Annotated in this window: 1 protein-coding gene; it reads left to right on the top strand. The window is 70.0% G+C overall.

Annotated features, from left to right (window positions below):
- Window positions 1-10: 10 nt before the first annotated feature.
- The gene (locus ACIO3P_RS01660) at window positions 11-25,489 is read left to right on the top strand and encodes a type I polyketide synthase (RefSeq protein WP_401849828.1); all 25,479 of its coding nucleotides are present in this window, start codon (window positions 11-13) and stop codon (window positions 25,487-25,489) included.
- The last annotated feature ends 19 nt before the right edge of the window (window positions 25,490-25,508 follow it).

The raw sequence follows: 25,508 nt of genomic DNA, 5'->3' as shown, positions 1-25,508 counted from the left end.
GTGATCGGTAGTGAACACCGAGGACAAGCTCCGCGAGTACCTGAAGCGCGTGACCGTGGATCTGCACGAGACGAGTTCGCGCCTCGCCGAAGTGGAAGAGAAGTCGCGTGAGCCGATCGCGATCGTGGGAGTGGGCTGCCGTTTTCCGGGTGGAGTGGATTCGCCGGAGGCACTGTGGAGGCTGCTGACCGGTGGCACGGACGCGATCGGTGATTTCCCCGGGGACCGTGGCTGGGAGGCGGCCGGGCCTGACGACCCGCAGGCCCGGTACGCCCCGGTGGGAGGCTTCGTCACCGACGTGACGGATTTCGACGCGGGATTCTTCGGTATTTCGCCGCGTGAGGCCGTGGCGATGGATCCGCAGCAGCGACTGGCGCTGGAAACGGCGTGGGAAGCGCTGGAACGAGCCGGGATCGACCCGGACTCACTGCGAGGCAGCGCCACCGGTGTGTATCTCGGCACCAATGGCCAGGACTACGCCACGATGGTCGCCGACGGGCCGGTCGCCCAGGAGGGCCACACCGGAACCGGCAACGCGGCGAGCGTGATGTCCGGCCGGGTGGCCTACACGCTTGGCCTGGAAGGCCCCGCGGTGACCGTGGACACCGCGTGCTCCTCCTCGTTGGTGACGATGCACCTGGCCGCGCAGGCGCTGCGCTCGGGTGAGTGCACGGTGGCGCTCGCCGGTGGTGTCACGATCATGTCCACGCCCGGGATCTTCGTGGAGTTCTCGCGGCAGGGCGGGCTGGCTCCCGACGGTCGGTGCAAGCCGTTCGCCGATGCGGCAGACGGCACCGGCTGGGGTGAGGGCGCCGGCGTACTGGTGCTGGAGCGGCTGTCCGACGCCCGGAAGCGTGGACACCAGGTGCTGGCGGTGCTGCGTGGCAGTGCGGTGAACCAGGACGGCGCGTCGAACGGTCTTACCGCGCCGAACGGTCCTTCGCAGCAGCGGGTGATCCGGGCGGCGCTGGCGAGTGCCCGGCTGTCCGCGTCCGACGTGGACGTTGTCGAGGCGCACGGCACGGGGACGAAGCTCGGCGATCCGATCGAGGCGGACGCGCTGCTGGCGACCTACGGTCAGGACCGTCCGGACGGGCGGCCGCTGTGGCTGGGGTCGGTGAAGTCGAACATCGGCCATACCCAGGCCGCCGCGGGCGTGGCCGGCATCATCAAGATGGTCCTGGCGATGCAGCACCGCGTGCTGCCGCGCACGCTGCATGTGGATGCGCCGTCGTCGCATGTGGACTGGTCGGCCGGTGCCGTGAGGCTGCTGACGGAAGAGATGCCGTGGCAGGCGGACGGCCGTCAGCGGCGGGCGGGCGTCTCGTCGTTCGGTATCTCCGGCACGAACGCCCACCTGATCCTCGAAGAGCCGGAACTCGAACCGGCGACCGAGTCGGCGACCGAACCGGCAGTCGAGCCGGCCACCGAACCGGCAGTCGAGCCGGAACCGGCGGCTGTGGTGGTGCCGTGGTTGCTGTCGGCCAAGTCGCCGGAGGCGTTGCGGGCGCAGGCTGTCCGACTCGGTCAGTGGGTTACTGACCAGCCGGAGATCGATCCGGTGCTGGTCGGCCGGGCGTTGGCCACGGGCCGGTCGGTGTTCGAGCATCGGGCCGTGGTGCTGGGCCGGGAACAGCAGACGTTGCTGGACGGTGTGCAGGCTCTTGCCGAGGGCCGGTCGGGCGCGGGTGTGGTGACCGGCTCGCCCGGTTCCAGGCGGCTGGCAGTGGTGTTCTCCGGGCAGGGCAGTCAACGTCCCGGTATGGGTTCGCAGTTGTCGGCCGCGTTCCCGGTGTTCGCTGAAGCCTTTGACGAGGTGTGTACGGAGCTGGATCGGCATCTGCCGCGTCCGATCCGTGAAGTGATCGACAGCGAGCCGGATCTGCTGGACGAAACTCTCTACACGCAGGCCGGTTTGTTCGCGGTGCAGGTCGCCCTGTTCCGGCTGACGGCTTCGTGGGGTGTCGTACCGGAGTGGGTGGCCGGTCATTCCATCGGTGAGCTCAGTGCCGCGTATGTGGCGGGTGTGTGGGATCTGGCCGATGCGGCCGCTGTGGTGACCGCTCGGGGTCGGCTGATGCAGGAGCTGCCTGCGGGCGGCGCGATGGTGGCGCTCTCGGCGAGCGAGGCCGAGGCGCTGGAGCTGATCGGCGAGCACACCACCGTGGGTCTGGCCGCGGTGAACGGCCCGGCCTCGACCGTGATCTCCGGTACGGAGAGCACCGTGGAGGAGCTGGCGCAGCGGTGGCGGGATCAGGGTGGGAAGGCGCGGCGGCTGCGGGTCAGTCACGCGTTCCATTCGCCGTTGATGGAACCGATGCTGGATGCGTTCGCGCGGGTGCTGGAGCAGGTGACGTGGCACGAGCCGCGGATACCGGTGGTGTCCGGCACGCCGGACGCGGATGTGACAGAGCCGTCGTACTGGGTTCGGCATGTGCGGGACACGGTCCGCTATCACGACGCGGTCAGTGCGCTGCGCGAACAAGGAGCGGACCTGTTCGTGGAGGCCGGGCCGGCCGGCACACTGAGCGCGATGGCCACCGCGGACAGTGGCGTCTGGCTTCCGGCGCTGCGGCCCGAACGTGACGAGCCCGAAACGGTGCTGGCCGCGCTGGCCGGGGTGCACGCTCACGGCTCCACCGTGGACTGGCCCGAGCTGCTGGGGACAGGCGCGCGCTCGGTGTCCTTGCCGACGTACGCGTTCCAGCGGGAGCGGTACTGGCCCGAGGTGACCTCCCGGGCGGGGGACGTGCGGGCGCTGGGCCAGGGCGAGGCCGGGCACCGGCTGCTGGGCGCGGCGGTGGCGCTGGCCGGTGGGGACGCGGTGGTGCTGACCGGCCGGCTGTCGCTGGCGGCCTACCCGTGGCTCGCCGATCACGTGGTGCTGGGCTCGGTGCTCCTGCCGGGAACGGCGTTCGTGGATCTGGCGGTGCACGCCGGTGACTGGGCCGGATGTCCGGTGCTGGAGGAACTGACGCTGCAGGCACCGCTGCTGCTCCCCGAGCAGGGCGGGGTGCAGGTCCAGATCCGCGTCGCCGAGCGTGATGAGCACGGTCGCCGGGTGATCGGTATCTTCTCCCGTACCGGCGACGAGGAGGAGTGGGTCCAGCACGCCGATGGTGTGCTGAGCGCGCAGACAGCTCCCGCTCCGGTGTGGACCGGTGCCTGGCCGCCGCCGAGCGCGCGGCCCGTGCCGGTGGACGGCGTCTATGAACGCCTGGCCGGAGATGGTTACGGCTACGGGCCGGTGTTCCAGGGTGTACGAGCGGTCTGGCGGTCCGACACCGAGGTGTTCGCCGAGGTGGCCCTGCCCGAGCGGACCGACGTAAATGGCTTCGGGGTGCATCCGGCACTGCTGGACGCGGCCCTGCACCCGATCGGCCTGACCGATCTCGCTGACGAGTCGGGCGAGGGCGGGGTGCGCCTGCCGTTCGCGTGGAGCGGCGTGCAGTTGTTCGCCACGGGCGCGTCGGTGCTGCGGGTCAGGTTGTCTCGGCGTCAGGACGGCGGGGTCGCGGTCGCGGTGTTCGATCCGGCCGGGCAGCCGGTGCTGGGCGCCGACTCGTTGGTGCTGCGGCCGATCACCACCGATCCGGCCGCTTCGCGGGCCGGACAGACCTCCCGGCTGTTGTTCGGCGTCGACTGGACGCCGCTGGCCGACCCGGCGACCACCACGACGGTGGAGTGGGCTTGGCACGGTCAGGTTGAGGGTGAGCTGCCTCCGGTGGTGGTGGCCCAGGTCCCGGCCGGTGTTGGGGACGGGCCTGAGCCGGTGCACGTGGTGACGGCGACGGTGCTGGACTGGCTTCAGGCTTGGCTGGCCGATTCGGCCGCCGACGGCTCTCAGTTGCTGCTGCTGACTCGCGGTGCGACCGACGGCAGCGATCTGGCCGCGGCCGCGGTGACGGGTCTGGTGCGTTCCGCGCAGTCGGAGAATCCCGGCCGCTTCATCCTTCTCGATCTCGAAGCGGACGCGAGCGTCGAAGCTCTCCTGCCCGTGGTCGTGGCCAGCGGTGAGCCGGAACTCGCTCTCCGCGCCAGCGTGTTGCACGTGCGGCGTCTGGTGCGGGCGACCGGGCAGTTGGTGGTGCCGGGTCCTGAGCGGCAGGGCTGGCGGCTGGACGTACCCGAGCAGGGCAGTCTGGAAAACCTGACGGTGCTGGCGAACCCGGCTGGGGAGGCGCCGCTGGAGCCCGGTCAGATCCGGGTGGGTGTGCGAGCGGTCGGGCTGAACTTCCGGGACGTCCTCGTCGGCCTCGGGATGTATCCCGACCCCGACGCCCTGATGGGTGGCGAGGCGGCCGGCGTGGTGGTCGAGGTCGCTGAGGATGTGACTGGGCTGGCAGTCGGTGACCAGGTGTTCGGTGTCTTCGCCGGTGCGCTGGGTCCGCTGGCGGTGACTGATCACCGGCTGGTGGCGAAGGTGCCGGAGGGGTGGTCTCTCACTCGGGCGGCGTCGGTGCCGATCGTGTTCCTGACGGCGTTCTACGCGCTGCGGGACCTGGCCGAGGTGCAGCGCGGCCAGCGGATTCTGATCCACGCCGCAGCGGGTGGCGTGGGTATGGCGGCGGTTCAGTTGGCCCGGGTGTGGGGCATGGACGTCTACGGCACCGCCAGCGCCGCGAAGTGGCCGGTGCTGCGTGAACAGGGCTTCGACGACACCCATCTGGCGTCCTCCCGCGATCTGGGCTTCCGCGACAAGTTCCAGGCCGAGACCGGTGGTGAGGGCGTGGACGTGGTCCTGAACTCCCTGGCCGGGGAGTTCGTGGACGCCTCGCTCGACCTGCTCGCGCAGGGCGGGCGGTTCGTGGAGATGGGCAAGGCCGACGTGCGGGACGCCGCCGCGATCGCGGCCGGGCACGGCGGCGCGGTGTACCGGGCGTTCGATGTGCTGGAGGCCGGTCCGGAGCGGATCGGCCGGATGCTGGCCGAGATCGTGGACCTGTTCGGCTCCGGGGCACTGGAGCCGCTGCCGGTCACCGTGTTCGAGACGGCCGCCGCGGTGGACGGCCTGCGGTATCTGCAAGCCGGGCGAAACGTCGGCAAGGTGGTGCTCCGGCTGCCCATGGGGCTGGACCGGCGAGGGACCGTGGTGATCACCGGCGGAACCGGGGTGCTGGGCGCGATGCTGGCCCGCCACCTGGTGACCGCTCACGGGGTGGAGAACCTGCTGCTGCTGTCCCGCCGGGGCAGTGCCGCCGAGGGCGCCGACGAACTGGTCGCCGAGCTGAGCGCACTGGGCGCGCGGGTGTCGGTGCGGGCGTGTGATGTGTCTGACCGTGATGCGCTGGCGGCGGTGCTCGCCGAGCACGCGGTGTCGGGTGTGGTGCATGCGGCTGGTGTGCTGGACGACGCGACGGTGGAGTCGCTGACCCCGGAGCGGCTGGCCGTGGTGCTGCGGGCGAAGGTGGATGCGGCGTGGCATCTGCACGAGCTGACCCGGGACCGGGATCTGGGCATGTTCGTGGTGTATTCCTCGGCGGCGGCCACGCTCGGGCAGGCGGGGCAGGGGAGTTACGCGGCGGCGAACGCCGCGCTGGACGCCTTGATGCAGCACCGGGTATCGACCGGGCTGGTCGGTCAGTCGCTGGCCTGGGGTCTGTGGGAGAAGAGCTCGGGGATGACCGGGGCGCTGGGCGAAGCGGATCGGGCCCGGTTGACGCGGACCGGGGTTCGGGCGCTCTCCGACGAGCAGGGCCTGGCGCTGTTCGACGCGGCGACGCGCCTGGACCGGCCGTTGGTGGTGGCAGCGGGGCTGGATGTGGCCACCATGCGCGCCGCCGGAGCCGCTGGGCCGCTGCTGCACGGGCTGGCCGGAGGTTCGGCACGCCGGGCCGCCGCCACCACCGCGGCCGGTGACGGCGAGCTGGCCGACCGGCTGGCGGCACTGCCGGTGGAAGAGCGCCAGAGCACGGTGCTGGAGCTGGTACGTACCGAAGCGGCCATCGTCCTGGGGCACAGCGGAGTCGGCGCGGTCGACGCCGACGCGGCCTTCCGCGACCTGGGCTTCGATTCGCTGACCGCGGTGGAACTGCGTAACCGGCTCACCACCGTGACGGGGATACGGCTGCCGGCCACGATGGCCTTCGACTATCCGACGTCGCGGTTGCTGGCCGGGTTCGTACTGGCCGGGGTACTGGGTGAGCGGGCGGACGCCGCTCCCGTATCCGGGACCGTGGTCGTCGGCGCGGACGATGATCCGATCGCGATCGTGGGGATGGGGTGCCGGTTCCCGGGCGGGGTGGATTCCCCGGAGGCGTTGTGGGACCTGCTGGCCGCTGATGGCGAGGGCGTGGTGGAGTTCCCCGCCGATCGTGGCTGGGATGTGGAGGGCCTCTACGACCCGGACCGGCTTCGACCGGGTACCACCTACGCCCGGCATGGCAGCTTCTTGGCCGAGGCGGGCATGTTCGATCCCGAATTCTTCGGGATCACTCCTCGCGAAGCCATGGCGATGGACCCGCAGCAGCGGATCGTGCTGGAGACGGCGTGGGAGGCGTTGGAGCGGGCCGGGATCGTCCCGGATTCACTGCGTGGCTCGGACGCCGGCGTGTATGTGGGCGCCTCCTGGGCGGAGTACGGATCAGTGCTGGCGTCGGGTTCGAATGATGTCGCCGGGCACGTGCTGACCGGTAACGCCGGAAGTGTGGCCTCGGGCCGGATCGCGTACACGCTGGGTCTGGAAGGCCCCGCTGTCACAGTGGACACGGCGTGTTCCTCCTCTCTCGTGGCGGTGCATCTGGCGGCCCAGGCGCTGCGGTCCGGCGAGTGCTCGATGGCACTGGCCGGTGGCGTTACGGTGATGTCCACCCCCGGTGTGTTCACGGAGTTCTCGCGGCAGGGCGGATTGGCCGCCGACGGCCGGTGCAAGCCGTTCGCCGAAGCCGCAGACGGCACCGGTTGGGGCGAGGGCGCCGGGATCGTGGTGCTGGAGCGGCTGTCCGACGCGCGGCGCAAGGGCCATCAGGTGCTGGCGGTGCTGCGTGGCAGTGCGGTGAACCAGGATGGCGCGTCGAACGGTCTGACGGCGCCGAACGGCCCTTCGCAGCAGCGGGTGATCCGGGCGGCGCTGGCAAGTGCCCGGCTGTCCTCGGCCGATGTTGACGTGGTGGAGGCACACGGCACCGGGACCCGGCTGGGTGACCCGATCGAGGCGCAGGCGCTGCTGGCGACCTATGGCCAGGACCGGTCGGACGATCGGCCGCTGTGGCTGGGCTCGGTGAAGTCCAACATCGGCCACACGCTGGCCGCCGCCGGCGTGGCCGGGATCATCAAGATGGTGCTGGCCATGCACCATGGACAGTTGCCGCGGACCTTGCATGTGGACGCGCCTTCGTCACATGTGGACTGGTCGGCCGGGGCGGTGGAGTTGCTGACCGAGCCCGTTCCGTGGGAGGCGAATGGTCGTCCTCGCCGGGCCGGGGTGTCGTCGTTCGGCATTTCCGGTACGAACGCGCATCTGATCCTTGAAGAGCCTGAGCCGGAACCGTCGTCTGTATCCGAAGGTGACGGGGGTCCGGCGGCGGGTGGTGTGGTTCCGTGGCTGCTGTCGGCGAAGTCGGCGGAGGCGCTGCGGGAGCAGGCCGTCCGACTCGGTCAGTGGGTCTCTGACCAGCCGGAGGTCGATCCGGTGATGGTGGGCCGGGCGTTGGCCACGGGCAAGTCGGTGTTCGAGCATCGGGCTGTGGTGGTGGCCGAGGACCTGGCCGGACTTGTGGCTGGGCTGGAGAGCTGGGAATCGTCGCCCGACGTGGTACGGGGCGTGGCGGCGCCGACTGGGCAGGGTCCGGTGTTCGTCTTCCCTGGTCAGGGTGCGCAGTGGGTCGGTATGGGCCTGGAGCTGTGGGACACCGAGCCGGTGTTCGGTGAGTGGATGGAGCGGTGTGCGGCGGCGTTGGAGCCGTTCGTGGACTGGTCGCTTCGTGAGGCTCTTGGTGATGCCGCGCTGTTGGCGCGGGTTGATGTGGTGCAGCCGGTGTCGTGGGCGGTGATGGTGTCGCTGGCCGGCCTGTGGCGTTCGGCGGGTGTGGCCCCGTCGGTGGTGGTGGGTCACTCGCAGGGCGAGATCGCGGCTGCGACGGCGTCTGGTGGTCTGTCGTTGGAGGACGGCGCGCGGGTGGTGGCGCTGCGGAGCCAGGCGATTGTGTCGCTGGCCGGTTCCGGCGGGATGGTGTCGGTCCGGGCGTCGCTGGCCCAGGTCGAGGAGTGGATCGCTCCGTGGCCTGAGTTGTCGGTGGCGGCGGTCAACGGCCCGTCCCAGGTGGTGGTCTCTGGAGCGGCGGAAGCGTGTGACGAGTTCGTGGCCAGGCATGCCGATGACGGTGTCCGGCGGATCGCGGTGGACTACGCGTCGCATTCGGCCCAGGTCGAGGCCATCGAGGCACGGTTGGCGGCCGATCTGGCTGGGCTGGAGCCGACGAGTAGCCAGGTGCCCTTCCATTCCACCTTGGAGGCTGCGCTCCTCGATACCGCGGGCCTCGATGGCGGGTATTGGTATCGGAATCTGCGTGAGCAGGTGCGTTTCGCCGACGTGATCGAGTCGCTGGTGGAGGCCGGACACCGCACCTTTGTCGAGGTGAGTACACATCCGGTGCTGGCGATGGCGGTCGAGCAGGCCGGCGAGAATCTGGCCGTGACGGGCACCTTGCGTCGTGATGACGGCGGTCGGGGCCGGTGGCTGCGGTCACTGGCCGGTGTCCATGTCGCGGGCGTGCCGGTGGAGTGGACCGGACTGCTCGGCGACCAGCCCGGTGCGGGGCTGCTTTCCCTGCCTACGTACGCGTTCCAGCACCAGCGGTTCTGGCCTGAGATGTCGCACCAGAGCGCTGACCGTGTGGTCGACGGTGTGGACGCGGAGTTCTGGCAGGCGGTGGAGCGTTCGGACGGCGCGGCTCTGGCCACCACCTTGCGGGTGGATGAGCATGAAGTGAGTTCGGTGCTTCCCGCGTTGGCCGCCTGGCGCAGGGAGCGGCAGGACCGCCAGGCGATCGACAACTGGCGTTATCGGGTGGAGTGGGCGCCGCTGTCGGGATCGCGGCCTTCGGCGCTGAGCGGTTCATGGCTGGTGCTGCACCACCCGGACACCGCTGAATGGGCCGGCCAGGTGGTGGGAGCGCTGGCCGATCAGGGTGCTCGGCCGCTTCCGACGGCTGTGCTCGGTGACCGCGCGGTGGTCGCCGAAGCCGTACGGGTCGCCCTGTCCGAAGTGGACCTGGCTGGTGTGGTGTTCCTGCCCGGCCCCGCGCCGGCGAAGGAGCTTCTGGCGGTGCTCCAGGGCCTCGAAGAGGCCGGGGCGACGCAGCGGTTGTGGATGCTCACCCGCGGCGCGGTCCGGGTGGACGGCGCCGACGGGTCAGGTGATCTCGACGCGGCCGCGGCATGGGGGCTGGGCCGGGTGGCGGCGCTGGAGTACCCGACGTGGTGGGGCGGGCTGATCGATCTGCCGCCCACCGAGGCCGAAGCCGCCCTCGACGAGGTGATCTGGCGGCGTTGCTGCGCGGTGCTGGCCGGGTGGGACGCTGAGGATCAGGTCGCGGTACGCGCCAGCGGCGTGTACGGACGTCGGCTCGTGCCCGCCCCCGACTCCGGGCAGCCGTGGGTTCCGGCGGGCACTGTCCTGGTCACCGGTGGCACCGGTGGACTGGGTGGTCAGGTCGCACACTGGCTGGCCGATCAGGGCGTTGAACACATCGTGCTGACCTCGCGGCGTGGCACGCAGGCGCCCGGCGCGACACAGCTCGTGGACGAGCTGACCGCCGAGGGCCGGGTACGGGTCACCGTCCTGGGCGTGGACGTGGCCGACCGGGACGGCCTGGCCACGGCTCTGTCCGGCGTGGGGCGGATCGATGCGGTGGTTCATGCCGCCGGTGTCGGTGAGCTGACCTCGATCGCGGAGACCGATCCGGACACTGTCGACCAGGTTCTGGCGGCGAAGGTGGCCGGGACACTGAATCTGCACCGGCTGCTGGTGCAGGATGCCGAACGTCCGCTGGACGCCTTTGTGCTGTATTCCTCGGGCGCCGGCGTGTGGGGCGGTGGCGGACAAGGGATGTACGCGGCGGCCAACGCGTTCCTCGATGCGTATGCCCTCCGGGAGCGTGTTGCCGGGCGCGCGGTGACGAGTGTGTCCTGGGGTCTGTGGGCCGGGCCGGGAATGGCCGGGGCACAGGAGAGCCAGGCGATGCAGCGGCGCGGGGTCCGGCCGATGGATCCGCAGCGTGCGCTGCGTGCGCTGGCTGAGGCAGTGGGTCGGGGTGAAGCGTGTGTGACGGTGACCGATATGGATTGGTCCCGCTTCGCCGCGGCGTTCACCTCCGCGCGGCCCAGTCCGCTGCTGGGTCAGATTCCGCAGGTGCGGGCTGCCGTGGCCGATACAGGATCGGCGAGGCACGAGGAGAGCGCTCTGGCCGCCCGGCTGCGGGTGTTGCCGGAGGGCCGGCGCCGGCAGACCGTACACGAGATGGTGTTGGCTCATGCGGCCGTGGTGCTGGGGCACGGCACCGCGGACGGGCTCGGGTCCGGTCAGGCATTCCGCGAGCTGGGTTTCGATTCCGTGACCGCGGTCGAGCTGCGCAACCGGTTGGTGGAGGCGACAGGGCTTTCGCTGCCGGCGACGCTGGTGTTCGACTACCCGAACGCGGCTGTGCTGACAGACCTTCTGCTGGAAGAACTGTTCGGCGCCGAGGCGGCGATGGCCGCACCGGTGGCGGCTGTGGTGCTGGACGAGCCGGTCGCGATCGTGGGAGTGGGATGTTGTTTCCCGGGTGGAGTGGACTCGCCCGAAGCCTTGTGGGAACTGCTGACCGAGGGCACGGACGCGATCGGCGCCTTCCCCGGGAACCGCGGCTGGGATGCGGCCGGACTGGACGACCCGCAGGCCGAATACGCGCGTGTGGGCGGGTTCGTACCCGAAATCACCGATTTCGACGCGGGATTCTTCGGTATTTCGCCGCGTGAAGCGGTGGCGATGGATCCGCAGCAGCGTCTGGTGCTGCAAACGGCGTGGGAGGCGTTGGAGCGGGCCGGGATCGCCCCGGATTCGCTGCGCGGCTCGGACACCGGTGTGTATGTGGGGGTTGGCGGGTCGGAGTACGGCTCGGTACTGGCATCGGGCTCCCACGACACCGATGGACACTCGCTGACCGGCAACGCCGTGAGTGTGATGTCCGGGCGTGTTTCCTACACACTGGGACTGGAAGGCCCGGCGGTCTCGATCGACACGGCCTGTTCGTCTTCGTTGGTGGCGGTGCACCTGGCCGCTCAGGCGCTGCGGTCGGGCGAGTGCTCGATGGCGCTGGCCGGCGGCGTCACCGTGATGTCCACCCCCGGTGTGTTCGCGGAGTTCTCCCGTCAGGGCGGACTGGCTGCCGACGGCCGGTGCAAGCCGTTCGCCGATGCCGCGGACGGGACCGGCTGGGGTGAGGGCGCCGGCATCCTGGTGCTGGAGCGGCTGTCGGATGCGCGCCGCAAGGGCCATCAGGTGCTGGCGGTGCTGCGTGGCAGTGCGGTGAATCAGGATGGTGCGTCGAACGGTCTGACGGCGCCGAACGGTCCTTCGCAGCAGCGGGTGATTCGGGCGGCGCTGGCGAGTGCGCGGCTGTCTTCGGCTGACGTTGATGTGGTGGAGGCGCACGGCACCGGCACGACACTCGGCGACCCGATCGAGGCGCAGGCCCTTCTGGCCACGTACGGTCAGGACCGGCCGGAGGACAAACCCCTGTGGCTGGGGTCGGTGAAGTCGAACATCGGTCATACCCAGTCCGCCGCCGGCGTGGCCGGGATCATCAAGATGGTGCTGGCGATGCGGCACGGTCTGTTGCCGCGTACGTTGCATGTGGACGCGCCGTCGTCGCACGTGGACTGGTCGGCCGGAGCGGTGCGGCTGCTGACCGAGGCTGTGCCGTGGGAGTCCGATGGCCGTCCGCGACGGGCCGGGGTGTCGTCGTTCGGTATCTCCGGCACGAACGCGCACCTGATCTTCGAAGAGGCAGAGCCCGAACCCGAGTTGGTGTCGGCGACGGAGCCCGATGAGGTTCCGGGTGGGATGGTGCCCTGGCTGCTGTCGGCCAGGTCACCGGAGGCGCTGCGCGACCAAGCTGTCCGACTGGTCCGGTGGTCCACCGCACGGCCAGAGATCGATCCGGTGCTGGTCGGCCGGGCGTTGACCACGGGCCGGTCGGTGTTCGAGCATCGCGCAGTGGTTCTGGGCCGGGACGGGCAGGCACTGATGGACGGCCTCCGCACGCTGGCCGAAGGCCGGCCGGGTGCGGGCGTGCTCACCGAATCGGCCGGCTCTGGGCGGCTGGCGATGGTGTTCTCCGGTCAGGGCAGCCAGCGGCTCGGTATGGGGGCGGAGCTGTGTGCGTCGTTCCCGGTGTTCGCCGAAGCCTTTGACGAGGTGTGTGCGGAGCTGGATCGGCACTTGCCGCGTCCGATCCGTGAAGTGATCAACGGTGAGCCGGATCTGCTGGACGAAACTCTCTACACGCAGGCCGGGTTGTTCGCGGTGCAGGTGGCTCTGTATCGGCTGACCGCTTCGTGGGGCGTCGTACCGGAGTGGGTGGCCGGTCATTCGATCGGTGAGCTCAGTGCCGCGTATGTGGCGGGTGTGTGGGATCTGCCGGATGCGGCCGCTGTGGTCACAGCGCGAGGCCGACTGATGCAGGACCTGCCCACCGGCGGCGCGATGGTGGCGCTCTCGGCGAGTGAGGCCGAGGCGCTGGAGCTGATCGGTGAGTACGCCACCGTGGGTCTGGCCGCGGTCAACGGCCCGGAGTCCACGGTGATCTCCGGTGACGAGGATGCGGTCCTGGAGCTGGCGGAGAAGTGGCGGGATCAGGGCGGGAAGGCGCGACGCCTGCGGGTCAGTCACGCGTTCCACTCCCCGTTGATGGAACCGATGTTGGCGTCGTTCGCGCAGGTTCTGGAGGGCGTGTCCTGGCAGGAGCCTCAGTTCCCCGTGGTGTCCGGAACCCCGGACGCGGATGTGACGGACCCCGCCTACTGGGTACGGCACGTCCGCGACACCGTGCGGTACCACGACACGGTCTTGAAGCTGCGGGAGCAGGGTGCTGACCTCTTCCTGGAGGCGGGTCCGGCCGGGACGTTGAGCGCGATGGCCACTGCGGAGAGCGGCGTGTGGCTTCCTGCGCTGCGGCCCGAACGCGACGAGCCCGAAACGATAGTGACCGCCCTGGCCGGGGTGCATGCCCATGGCTCCACCGTGGACTGGACCGCGCTGCTCGGCGCTCAGGGTTCCATCCCGGTGCCGTTGCCGACGTACGCGTTCCAGCGGGAGCGGTACTGGCCTCGGGTGACCCGCCGCGCCGGCGATGTGCGCGCGCTGGGGCTGGGCGAGTCCGGTCACGGGCTGCTGGGTGCGGTGGTGGCTCTGGCCGGCGGCGATGCCCTGGTGCTGACCGGGCGTCTGTCACTGGCGTCGTACCCCTGGCTGGCCGATCACGCGGTGCTGGGCTCGGTACTGCTGCCAGGAACGGCGTTCGTGGACCTGGCCGTACACGCCGGCGATCGCGCCGGATGTCCGGTGGTGGAAGAACTGACCCTTCAGGCTCCGCTGCTGTTGCCTGAACACGGCGGGGTGCAGGTTCAGGTGCGGGTCGCCGAGCCTGACGAGCAGGGGCGCCGGGCAGTGGGGATCCTCTCTCGTGTCGATGAAGACGATGAGTGGGTTCGGCATGCCGATGGTGTGCTGAGTCCACAGGACGTCCCAGCTCCGGTGTGGACCGGCGCCTGGCCGCCGCCGGACGCGCGGCCCGTGCCGGTGGACGACCGGTACGAGCGACTGGCCGACGACGGCTACGGCTACGGTCCGGTCTTCCAGGGGCTCCGCGCGGCCTGGCAGTCAGGCACCGATGTCTTCGCCGAGGTGGCCCTGCCCGAGCAGACCGAGGTGGACGGCTTCGGGATACACCCGGCGCTGCTGGATGCCGCCCTCCACCCGATCGGCCTCACCGCCTCGGCACAGCCGAGCGAAGGCGTGAGCTTGCCGTTCGCGTGGAATGACGTTCGCCTGTACGCCACCGGTGCGTCGGTGCTGCGCGTGAGGCTGTCCCACCGGGAGGACGGTGGGGTCGGCGTCGAGGCGTTCGATCCGGCCGGGCAGCCGGTGTTCGGCGCGGACTCCCTGCGGCTGCGCCCGATCACCACCGACCCGGCGTCCGGGGTCGGCGAGTCGGCCAGGTCGCTGTTCGGAGTGGACTGGGTTCCGCTGGCGGATGCCGGCACCACCACGGAGGTGGACTGGGCCTGGCACGGCCAGGTCGATGGTGACGTGCCTGCTGTGGTGGTGGCCCAGGTCCCGACTGGCTACGGCGAGGGCCCGGAATGGGTGCACGCGGTCACATCGACGGTCCTGGGCTGGCTGCAGACCTGGTTGGCCGACTCGGCCAACCAGGATTCCCGCTTGCTGCTCCTCACCCGGGGCGCGCTCGACGGCAGCGATCTGGCCGCCGCCGCGGTGACCGGCCTGGTGCGTTCCGCGCAGTCGGAGCACCCCGGACGTTTCGTCCTCCTGGACCTCGACACCGACCTGGATCTTGATGCCGTGCTGCCCACGGCACTGGGTAGTGGCGAGCCGGAACTCGCCGTACGGGACGGAGCGCTGTCCGTGCGCCGTCTGGTACGGGCCGCGGGCGGCAGGCAGGCGGGGGCGGCGCCGGATCGGCTGGCCGAGGGCACGGTGGTGATCACCGGAGGAACCGGTGGCTTGGGTGCCTTGCTGGCCCGGCATCTGGTGGCCGCCCACGAGGTCGGGCATCTGGTGTTGCTGTCCCGGCGGGGTATGGACGCTCCCGGGGCCGCCGAGCTGGCGGCTGAGCTGGGCGCGCGGGTGACGATTCACGCCTGTGACGTGGCTGATCGTGACGCGGTGGCCGCGGTGCTGGCCGGAGTGCCCGCCACGTTCCCGCTGGCGGGTGTGGTGCATGCGGCTGGTGTGCTGGACGACGCGACGGTGGAGTCGCTGACCCCGGAGCGGCTGGCCGTGGTGCTGCGGGCGAAGGTGGACGCGGCGTGGCATCTGCACGAGCTGACCCGGGACCGGGATCTGGGTCTGTTCGTGGTGTATTCCTCGGCGGCGGCCACGCTCGGTTCTGCGGGTCAGGGGAGTTACGCGGCGGCGAACGCCGCGCTGGACGCGCTGGTGGAGCAGCGGCGGTCGGCAGGGCTGGCCGGGCACTCACTGGCGTGGGGACTGTGGGAGCGGAGCTCGGGAATGACCGGGGCGCTGGACGAGGTCGACCTGGCCCGGATGAGCCGAGCCGGTCTCCAGGCTCTGTCGGACGAGCAGGGTTTGGCGCTGTTCGACGCGGCGGTGTGCCTGGAACGGTCGTTGGTGGTGGCGGCGCGGCTGGACGTAGCGGCCATGCGAGCCGCCGGGGTGGACTCCCGGCTCTTGCGCGGCCTGGTCGGAGGCTCGACACGCCGTGCCGCCGCCAACGGTCTCGCCGGTGGTGGCGAGTTGGCCGGCCGACTGGCGGCGCTGCCCGTGGCGGAGCGCCACAGCGCGGTGCTGGAGCTGGTACGCACGCAGGCTGCGACCGTCCTCGGCCACGCCACGGCCGGCGGGGTCGACGCGGACGCGGCTTTCCGTGATCTGGGCTTCGATTCGCTGACCGCGGTGGAACTGCGCAACCGGCTCACGGCCGTAACCGATCTACGCCTCCCGGCAACGCTGGTCTTCGACTATCCGACCGCGTCCGTGCTGGCCGCATTCGTGCTGACGGAGCTCCTCGGAACTGACACCGACGCTTCGGATGTGGTGCCGGTTGCCACTGTCGCGGTTGATGAGCCGATCGCGATCGTGGGGATGGGGTGTCGTTTCCCGGGTGGGGTGGATTCGCCCGAGGCACTGTGGCGGCTGCTGGCCGCTGGTGGCGAGGGGGTGGCGGAGTTCCCGTCAGACCGTGGCTGGGACGTGGAGGGGCTGTACGACCCTGAACGCCTGCGTCCCGGTACCAGCTACACCAAGCACGGCGGGTTCCTGTTGGGTGCGCCGGAGTTCGATGCGGGGTTCTTCGGTATCTCGCCCCGTGAGGCGGTCGGGATGGATCCGCAGCAGCGGATCGTCCTGGAGACGGCGTGGGAAGCGCTGGAGCGGGCCGGGATCGTCCCGGATTCCCTCCGTGGCTCCGACACCGGCGTGTACGTCGGCCTGATGTACCACGACTACGCAACCCAAACAGCCATGAATCCGGCCGAGAGCGAAGGATTCGGCAGTACCGGAAACTCCGGGAGTGTGGCTTCCGGCCGGATCGCCTACACGCTTGGCCTGGAGGGCCCTGCCGTAACGGTGGATACGGCGTGTTCCTCCTCGCTGGTTACGGTGCATCTGGCGGCCCAGGCGCTGCGGTCCGGTGAGTGCTCGATGGCGCTGGCCGGCGGTGTCACGGTGATGTCCACCCCAGCGGTGTTCACGGAGTTCTCGCGGCAGGACGCACTGGCCGTTGACGGCCGGTGCAAGCCGTTCGCCGATGCCGCGGATGGCACCGGCTGGGGTGAGGGCGCCGGTGTGCTGGTGCTGGAGCGTCTGTCGGACGCGCGGCGCAATGGGCATCAGGTGCTGGCGGTGCTGCGTGGCAGTGCGGTGAACCAGGACGGCGCGTCGAATGGTCTGACGGCGCCGAACGGTCCTTCGCAGCAGCGGGTGATCCGGGCGGCGCTGGCGAGTGCGGGGCTTTCTCCGGCCGAGGTCGATGTGGTCGAGGCGCACGGTACGGGGACGAAGCTCGGTGATCCGATCGAGGCGCAGGCGCTGCTGGCGACCTATGGTCAGGACCGGCCGGAGGACCGGCCGCTGTGGCTGGGTTCGGTGAAGTCCAACCTCGGACACACTCAGGCGGCCGCGGGTGTGGCGGGGATCATGAAGATGGTGCTGGCGATGCGGCACGGTGTTCTGCCGCGAACGCTGCATGTGGACGCACCGTCGTCGCAGGTGGACTGGGCTGCCGGTGCGGTGGAGTTGTTGACGGAGTCACTGCCCTGGGAGACCGGTGGTCGTCCTCGCCGGGCCGGGGTGTCGTCGTTCGGCATTTCCGGTACGAACGCGCATCTGATCCTTGAAGAGTCTGAGCCTGAGCCGTCGTCTGTATCCGAGGCTGACGATGGTCCGGCGGCGGGTGGTGTGGTGCCGTGGTTGCTGTCGGCGAAGTCGGCGCAGGCGCTGCGGGCGCAGGCTGTCCGACTCGGTGACTGGGTCGCTGAGCAGCCGGAGGTCGATCCGGTGGCGGTGGGCCGGGCGTTGGCCACGGGCAGGTCGGTGTTCGAGCATCGGGCCGTGGTGGTGGCCGAGGACCTGGCCGGACTTGTGGCTGGGCTGGAAAACTGGGAATCCTCGCCTGCGGTGGTCCACGGTGCTGCGGCGCCGACCGCTCTGGGGCCGGTGTTCGTGTTCCCTGGTCAGGGTGCGCAGTGGGTCGGTATGGGTCTGGAGTTGTGGGACTCGGAGCCGGTGTTCGGGGAGTGGATGGAGCGGTGTGCGGCGGCGTTGGAGCCGTTCGTGGACTGGTCGTTGCGCGATGCTCTTGGTGATGCTGGGTTGTTGGCGCGGGTTGATGTGGTGCAGCCGGTGTCGTGGGCGGTGATGGTGTCGCTGGCCGGTTTGTGGCGTTCGGCGGGTGTGTCGCCTGCTGTGGTGGTGGGTCATTCGCAGGGTGAGATCGCGGCTGCGACGGCGTTTGGCGGATTGTCGTTGGAGGACGGCGCGCGGGTGGTGGCGCTGCGGAGCCAGGCGATTGTGTCGCTGGCGGGTTCCGGCGGGATGGTGTCGGTCCGGGCGTCGCTGGCCCAGGTTGAGGAGTGGATCGCTCCGTGGCCTGACTTGTCGGTGGCGGCGGTCAACGGCCCGTCCCAGGTGGTGGTTTCCGGTGCTGCGGAGGCGTGTGACGAGTTTGTGGCCAGGTATGCCGATGATGGTGTGCGGCGGATCGCGGTGGATTACGCGTCGCATTCGTCGCAGGTTGAGGCGATCGAGGCGCGGTTGGCGGCCGATCTGGCTGGTCTGGAGCCGACGAGCAGCCAGGTGCCGTTCCATTCCACCCTGGAGGCTGCGCTCATCGATACCGCGGGGCTTGACGGCGGCTACTGGTACCGGAATCTGCGTGAGCAGGTGCGTTTCGCCGACGTGATCGAGTCGCTGGTGCAGGCCGGACACCGCACTTTCGTCGAGGTGAGTACGCATCCGGTGCTGGCGATGGCCGTCGAGCAGACCGGCGAGGATCTGGCCGTGACCGGCACCTTGCGTCGTGATGACGGCGGCCGGGATCGGTGGCTGCGGTCGCTGGCGGTGCTGCACGTCGCCGGTGTGAAGGTGGACTGGACTGCCCATCTCGGCCCTGAGAGCACGAGTCGGGTGTCGTTGCCGACCTATGCGTTCCAGCACCAGCGGTACTGGCCCACAGCCACCCAGCCGGCCGGGGATGTACAGGCTCTGGGACAGGGCGAGTCCGATCACCCGCTGCTCGGCGCTGTCGTGACACTGGCCGGTGAGGACAAGGTGCTCCTGACCGGACGGTTGTCTCTGTCCGCGTATCCGTGGCTGGCCGATCATGCGGTGCTGGGATCGGTGTTGCTGCCGGGCACGGCCTTGGTGGACCTGGCGGTGCACGCCGGTGACCGGGCCGGCTGTCCGGTGCTGGAGGAGTTGACGCTGCAGGCTCCGTTGGTGCTGCCTGAGCAGGGCGGGGTGCAGGTTCAGGTGCGGGTCGCCGAGCTTGACGAAAAGGGTCGCCGCGTGGTGGAGATCTTCTCTCGTCATGGCGATGAGGACGAATGGGTTCAGCACGCCGATGGTGTGCTGAGTGCCCAGGCCGCTCCTGCTCCGCTGTGGACTGGATCCTGGCCGCCGGCGGATGCGCGGCCGGTGCCGCTGGACGGCGTGTACGAGCGCCTGGCCGAGGAGGGCTATGGCTACGGGTTGGTGTTCCGCGGAATGCGTGCGGTCTGGCAATCCGGCACCGATGTCTTCGCCGAGGTCGCGCTGTCCGAGCAGACCGAAGTAGGTGGCTACGGGGTACATCCGGCGTTGCTGGATGCGGCTTTGCACCCGATCGGGATGACTGCGCTGACGCAGTCGAGCGAAGACGGCGTCAGGCTGCCGTTCGCGTGGAGCGGCGTCCAGTTGCATGCCACGGACGCGGTGATGCTGCGGGTGCGGTTGTCCTCGCGGCAGGACGGCGGGGTCGCGGTCGCCGCGTTCGATCCGGCCGGGCAGCCGGTGTTCAGCGCCGAGTCGCTGATGCTGCGCCCGATCACCACCAACCTGACTTCCGCCGGTGCGGGGGAGACGGCACGGTCGCTGTTCGGGGTGGACTGGGTACCGCTCGCCGGGCCGGTCACCACCGAAGCGGTGGACTGGGCCTGGCGCGACGAGGTCGAGGGCGAGGTCCCCGCGCTGGTGGTGGCCCGGGTCCCGGCTGGTATCGGCGAGGGTCCGCAGTCGGTGCACACGGTGACCGGGACGGTGCTGACGTGGTTGCAGGAGTGGCTGGCCGACCCGGCCGCCGAGGATTCCCAACTGCTGCTGCTCACTCAGGGCGCCACGGACGGCAGTGATCTGGCCGCGGCTGCGGTGAGCGGTCTGGTGCGTTCGGCGCAGTCGGAGCACCCCGGACGTTTCCTCCTCCTGGACACCGAGCCTGACACCGAACCCGATACCGATACCGATCTCGACGACACCTTGCTCGCCGTGGTGGGCAGCGGTGAGCCGGAGCTGGTACTGCGGGCGGGTGTGCTGTCGGCACGGCGTCTGGTGCGAGCTGCTGGTGCCGGTCGACCGGTACCGGATCGGGTCGCTGAGGGCACGGTGGTGATCACCGGTGGGACCGGTGTGCTGGGAGCCATGCTGGCCCGGCACCTGGTAACCGCTTACGGAGTCAGGCACCTGTTGCTGCTGTCCCGGCGGGGCGTGGATGCTCCGGGCGCGGATGAGTTGGCCGTTGAGCTGGATGAGCTGGGCGCGCGGGTGTCGATCCAGGCGTGTGATGTGTCTGATCGTGACGCTGTGGCGGCGGTGCTCGCCGGGCATGCGGTGTCGGGTGTGGTGCATGCGGCTGGTGTGCTGGACGACGCGACGGTGGAGTCCTTGACCCCGGAGCGGCTGGCCGTGGTGCTGCGCGCGAAGGTGGATGCGGCCTGGCATCTGCACGAGCTGACCCGGGATCAGGATCTGGGTCTGTTCGTGGTGTATTCCTCGGCTGCGGCCACGCTCGGTTCTGCGGGTCAGGGGAGTTACGCGGCGGCGAACGCCGCGCTGGACGCGCTGGTGGAGCAGCGGCGGTCGGCAGGGCTGGCCGGACAGTCGCTGGCGTGGGGATTGTGGGAGCAGAGCTCGGGAATGACCGGGGAGCTCGACGCGATGGACCTGGCCAGGCTGGCCCGGACCGGAGTGCGGGCGCTGTCTGATGAGCAGGGCTTGGCGCTGTTCGACGCCGCGGTGTGCCTGGAACGGTCGTTGGTGGTGGCGGCGCGGCTGGACGTAGCGGCCATGCGAGCCGCCGGAACCACCGGGCCGTTGCTGCGGCTGCTGGTCGGCGGCCCGACACGCCGGGCCGCCGCCACCGCTTCCGCCGATACGAGCGAATTGGCCGCTCACCTGGTCGCGATGCCGGTGGAGGAGCGCCACGGGACGGTGCTGGAACTGGTGCGTGCTCAAGCGGCCACCGTTCTTGGCCACACCACCGGCGAAAGCGTCGATGCCGACGCGGCTTTCCGCGACCTGGGCTTCGACTCGCTGACGGCGGTCGAACTGCGCAACCGGCTCACCACCGCGACCGGGCTGCGCCTCCCGGCGACGTTGATCTTCGACTACCCGACCGCCTCTGTGCTGGCCGAATATGTGCTGGCAGAGCTTCTCGGAAGCGGAGCCCAGGCGCCGGTGGCGACATCGGTGGCGGCGCTCGACGAGCCGATCGCGATAGTCGGCATGGGGTGTCGTTTCCCGGGCGGGGTGGATTCCCCGACGGCGTTGTGGGAGTTGCTGCGCGGCGGTACGGACGCGATGGGCGGATTGCCCGACGACCGTGGCTGGGATGTTGCCGGGCTCGGTGACTTCGCCCGGGTGGGTGGATTCGTTACCGATGCGGCCGAGTTCGATGCCGGGTTCTTCGGTATCTCGCCGCGTGAGGCGGTGGCGATGGATCCGCAGCAGCGGTTGGTTCTCGAAACGGCGTGGGAGGCGTTGGAGCGGGCGCGGATCGTGCCGGATTCGCTGCGTGGCAGTGCGACCGGTGTCTATCTGGGGTTGATGTACCACGACTACGCGACCCAGACGGCGTTGAATCCGGGAGATTCCGACGGATTCAGCGGCACCGGCAGCTCCGGGAGCGTGGCTTCGGGCCGGGTGGCTTACACGCTGGGTCTGGAGGGTCCTGCCGTAACGGTGGATACGGCGTGTTCCTCCTCGCTGGTTACGGTGCATCTGGCAGCGCAGGCGCTGCGGTCCGGTGAGTGTTCGTTGGCACTCGCCGGTGGTGTCACGGTGATGTCCAGCCCGGGTGTGTTCACGGAGTTCTCCCGGCAAGGCGGCATGGCCGCTGACGGCCGGTGCAAGCCGTTCGCGGATGCCGCGGACGGGACCGGCTGGGGTGAGGGCGCCGGCATCCTGGTGCTGGAGCGGCTGTCCGACGCGCGGCGCAAGGGCCATCAGGTCCTGGCCGTGGTTCGCGGCAGTGCGGTGAACCAGGATGGTGCGTCGAATGGTCTGACGGCGCCGAACGGTCCTTCGCAGCAGCGGGTGATTCGGGCGGCTTTGGCCAACGCGCAGTTGTCGCCCGCTGAGGTCGATGTGGTCGAGGCGCATGGCACGGGGACGAAGCTCGGTGATCCGATCGAGGCGCAGGCGCTGCTGGCGACCTATGGTCAGGACCGGCCGGAGGACAAACCTCTGTGGCTGGGGTCGGTGAAGTCGAACATCGGCCATACCCAGGCGGCTGCGGGTGTGGCGGGGATCATGAAGATGGTGCTGGCGATGCGGCACGGTGTTCTGCCGCGAACGTTGCATGTGGACGCGCCGTCGTCGCACGTGGACTGGTCGGCCGGAGCAGTGGAGTTGCTGACCGAGTCACTGCCCTGGGAGACCGGTGGTCGTCCTCGCCGGGCCGGGGTGTCGTCCTTCGGCATCTCCGGCACCAATGCCCACGTGATCCTCGAAGGCCCCGAACCCGCGTCGGTTGTGGAGGCCGATGACGCCGCTGGGAGCGGGGTGGTTCCGTGGTTGTTGTCGGCGAAGTCGGCGGAGGCGTTGCGGGACCAGGCTGTCCGGTTGGGCCGGTGGGTCGCTGAGCAGCCGGAGGTCGATCCGGTGGTGGTGGGCCGGGCGTTGGCCACGGGCAGGTCGGTGTTCGAGCATCGTGCGGTGGTGGTGGCCGAGGACCTGGCCGGGTTCGCGTCCGGGCTGGAGCGCTGGGAATCCTCGCCTGCGGTAGTTCACGGTGCTGCGGCGCCGACCGCTCTGGGGCCGGTGTTCGTGTTCCCTGGTCAGGGTGCGCAGTGGGTCGGTATGGGCCTGGAGCTGTGGGACTCGGAGCCAGTGTTCGGTGAGTGGATGGAGAGGTGTGCGGCGGCGTTGGAGCCGTTCGTGGACTGGTCGTTGCGCGATGCTCTTGGTGATGCTGGGTTGTTGGCGCGGGTTGATGTGGTGCAGCCGGTGTCGTGGGCGGTGATGGTATCGCTGGCCGGCCTGTGGCGTTCGGCAGGCGTGACCCCGTCCGTGGTGGTGGGTCACTCGCAGGGCGAGATCGCCGCTGCTACAGCTTCAGGCGGCCTGTCGTTGGAGGACGGCGCGCGGGTGGTGGCGTTGCGCAGCCAGGCGATTGTGTCGCTGGCCGGTTCCGGCGGGATGGTCTCGGTCCGGGCGTCCCTGGCTCAGGTTGAGGAGTGGATCGCTCCGTGGCCTGAGTTGTCGGTGGCTGCGGTCAACGGCCCGTCCCAGGTGGTGGTCTCCGGAGCGGCGGAAGCGTGTGACGAGTTCGTGGCCAGGCATGCCGATGACGGTGTGCGGCGGATCGCGGTGGATTACGCGTCGCATTCGGCGCAAGTCGAGGCGATCGAGCAGCAGTTGGCTGACGATCTGGCTGGTCTCACACCGGTGAGCGGGCAGATACCGCTGCATTCCACGGTGGACACGAAGGTCCTCGATACCGCGGGGCTTGATGGCGGGTATTGGTACCGGAATCTGCGTGAGCAGGTGCGTTTCGCCGAGGTGATCGAGTCGCTGGTGGAGGCCGGGCACCGCACTTTCATCGAGGTGAGTACGCATCCGGTGCTGGCGATGGCGGTCGAGCAGGCCGGCGAGGATCTGGCCGTGACCGGCACCTTGCGTCGTGATGACGGCGGTCGGGATCGGTGGCTGCGGTCGCTGGCGGTGCTGCATGTCGCCGGTGTGAAGGTGGACTGGTTCACGCAGCTCGGTGAAGCGGGCCGCGTCATGGACCTGCCGACCTATGCGTTCCAGCGGGAGCGGTACTGGCCCGCAAGCGTGCCGCAGGCCACCGGGAGCGTGGTCGACGGCCTGGACGTGGCGTTCTGGGAGGCGGTGGAGCGCGAGGACGCTTCGGCGGTGCTGCCGGTTCTGGCATCGCTGCGGCAGCGGCAGACGCGTTCGGCGGTGGACCGGTGGCGGTATCGGGCCGCGTGGTCGTCGCTGCCGGAGAGGTCTGGTGACCTGCTCGGTGGCGAGTGGGCGGTGCTGGCCGCCGAGAGTTCTGGTGATGATGTCGCGGCCGGGTTGACGGCGGCGGGTGCCCAGGTCCTGCGGTTCGACCTCGACCAGGTCGGCGAGCGGGAGTTGCCGGGGGCCGGGTCGTTGGCCGGTGCGGTGGTGGTGGCCGGTGAGGGCCGTGAATGTGCGGCGCAGTTGCTCGCGGTGGCTCAGGCATGGGGTTCGGTGCCGTTGTGGGTGCTGACCCGGGGTGCGGTGAGTGTGGGTGAGAGTGATCCGGTGGTCAATGCCTGGCAGGGGCAGGTGTGGGGACTGGGCCGCGTGATCGGCTCCGAGCAGCCTGGTGGCTGGGGCGGTCTGATCGACCTTCCCGCCGAAAGCGACCTGTCGCAGGAGACTCTGTGGCGGCGATGCTGCTCGGTGCTGGCGGCCGGGGACGAGAACCAGGTGGCGGTCCGTGCCGACGGTGTGTACGGGATGCGGCTGCGACGCGCCCCGATCGCTGTCGCCGAGGGGTGGCGGCCGTCGGGGACGGTCCTGGTGACCGGCGGAACGGGTGCGTTGGGCGCACGGGTGTCGCGCTGGCTGGTCGACCGTGGCGCGGAGCACCTGGTGCTGGTGAGCCGCCGGGGTATGGCCGCCCCGGGCGCGCAGGAGCTGGTGGCGGAGTTGTCGGCCGCCGGTGCGGGCGTGGAGGTGGTGGCATGCGATGTCGCTGATCGTGATGCGATGGCCGAGGTCCTGGCCGCTGTTCCGGAGCAGTTCCCGCTGACTGGGCTCGTACACACCGCGGGCGTCCTCGACGACGGAGTGCTCGGATCGTTGACACCGCAGCGGCTGGACGGGGTGGCCGCGCCGAAGGTCGATGCGGTGCTGACGCTGGATGAGCTCACCGCGGACATGGGGTTGCAGGCGTTCGTGGTGTTCTCCTCGGCGGCAGCGTTGCTGGGTTCGCCGGGGCAGGGCAACTACGCGGCGGCCAACGGCTTCCTGGACGCGTATGCGCAGATGCGGCGGGCCCAGGGCGCACCGATGGTCTCGGTGGCCTGGGGTGCCTGGGCCGGAGCGGGACTCGCCGATACGGAGTTGGTCCAGTCCCGTCAACGTCGCGCCGGTGTCGGGGCGATGGATCCGGCGGTGGCGGTGACGGCTCTGGAACACGCCCTCGGCGAGGGGTATGTGGCGGTTGCCGACGTGGACTGGCGCCGGATACTGGAGTTGGGCGCCGGTACCGGCGCGTGGCTGACGGATCTGCCCGACGCGAAAACGGTCGTCGTGGACCTGGCCGACCAGGACTCTTCGTGGGTGAAGGGCCTGCGCGGTGCCACGGCGGGCCGCAGGGCGTCGATGGTGCTGGCGATGGTCCGCGAGCAGGCCGCGGTGGTGCTCGGCCATGCCGGCGCGGGCAGGGTCGACGAGGGTGCTGCCTTCCGCTCGCTGGGCTTCGACTCGTTGACCGCGGTCGAGCTGCGTAACCGGCTGGCGACGGTGACCGGTCTGTCGCTGCCGGCCGGGCTGGTCTTCGATCACCCGACTCCGGCCTCGCTCTCCGAACATCTCCTCGGCGAACTCGTCCAGGGTGAACCCGCGGAGGAACTGCCACTTCTCGCGCAGTTCGACACACTGCAGTCGAGGCTGGCCGCACTGGACGCCGACAGCGATCTACGTACCACTCTCGTCGCCAGGATTCGAGGACTCGCAGCCAGTCTGGAAAAACCGCGCGGGAACGGGACGTCGGCCCTTGCCGAAAAGCTCAACGTTGCCGACCGCGACGAAATCCTCGACTTCATCGAGAACGATCTCGGATTGTCGTAAGCAGATCTCGCAGGTGTTC

Origin of the sequence: Streptomyces sp. NPDC087310 (assembly GCF_044744405.1) — a bacterium.
Taxonomy (GTDB): Bacteria; Actinomycetota; Actinomycetes; order Streptomycetales; family Streptomycetaceae; genus Streptomyces.
This window is presented reverse-complemented; position numbering and strand designations above follow the sequence as displayed.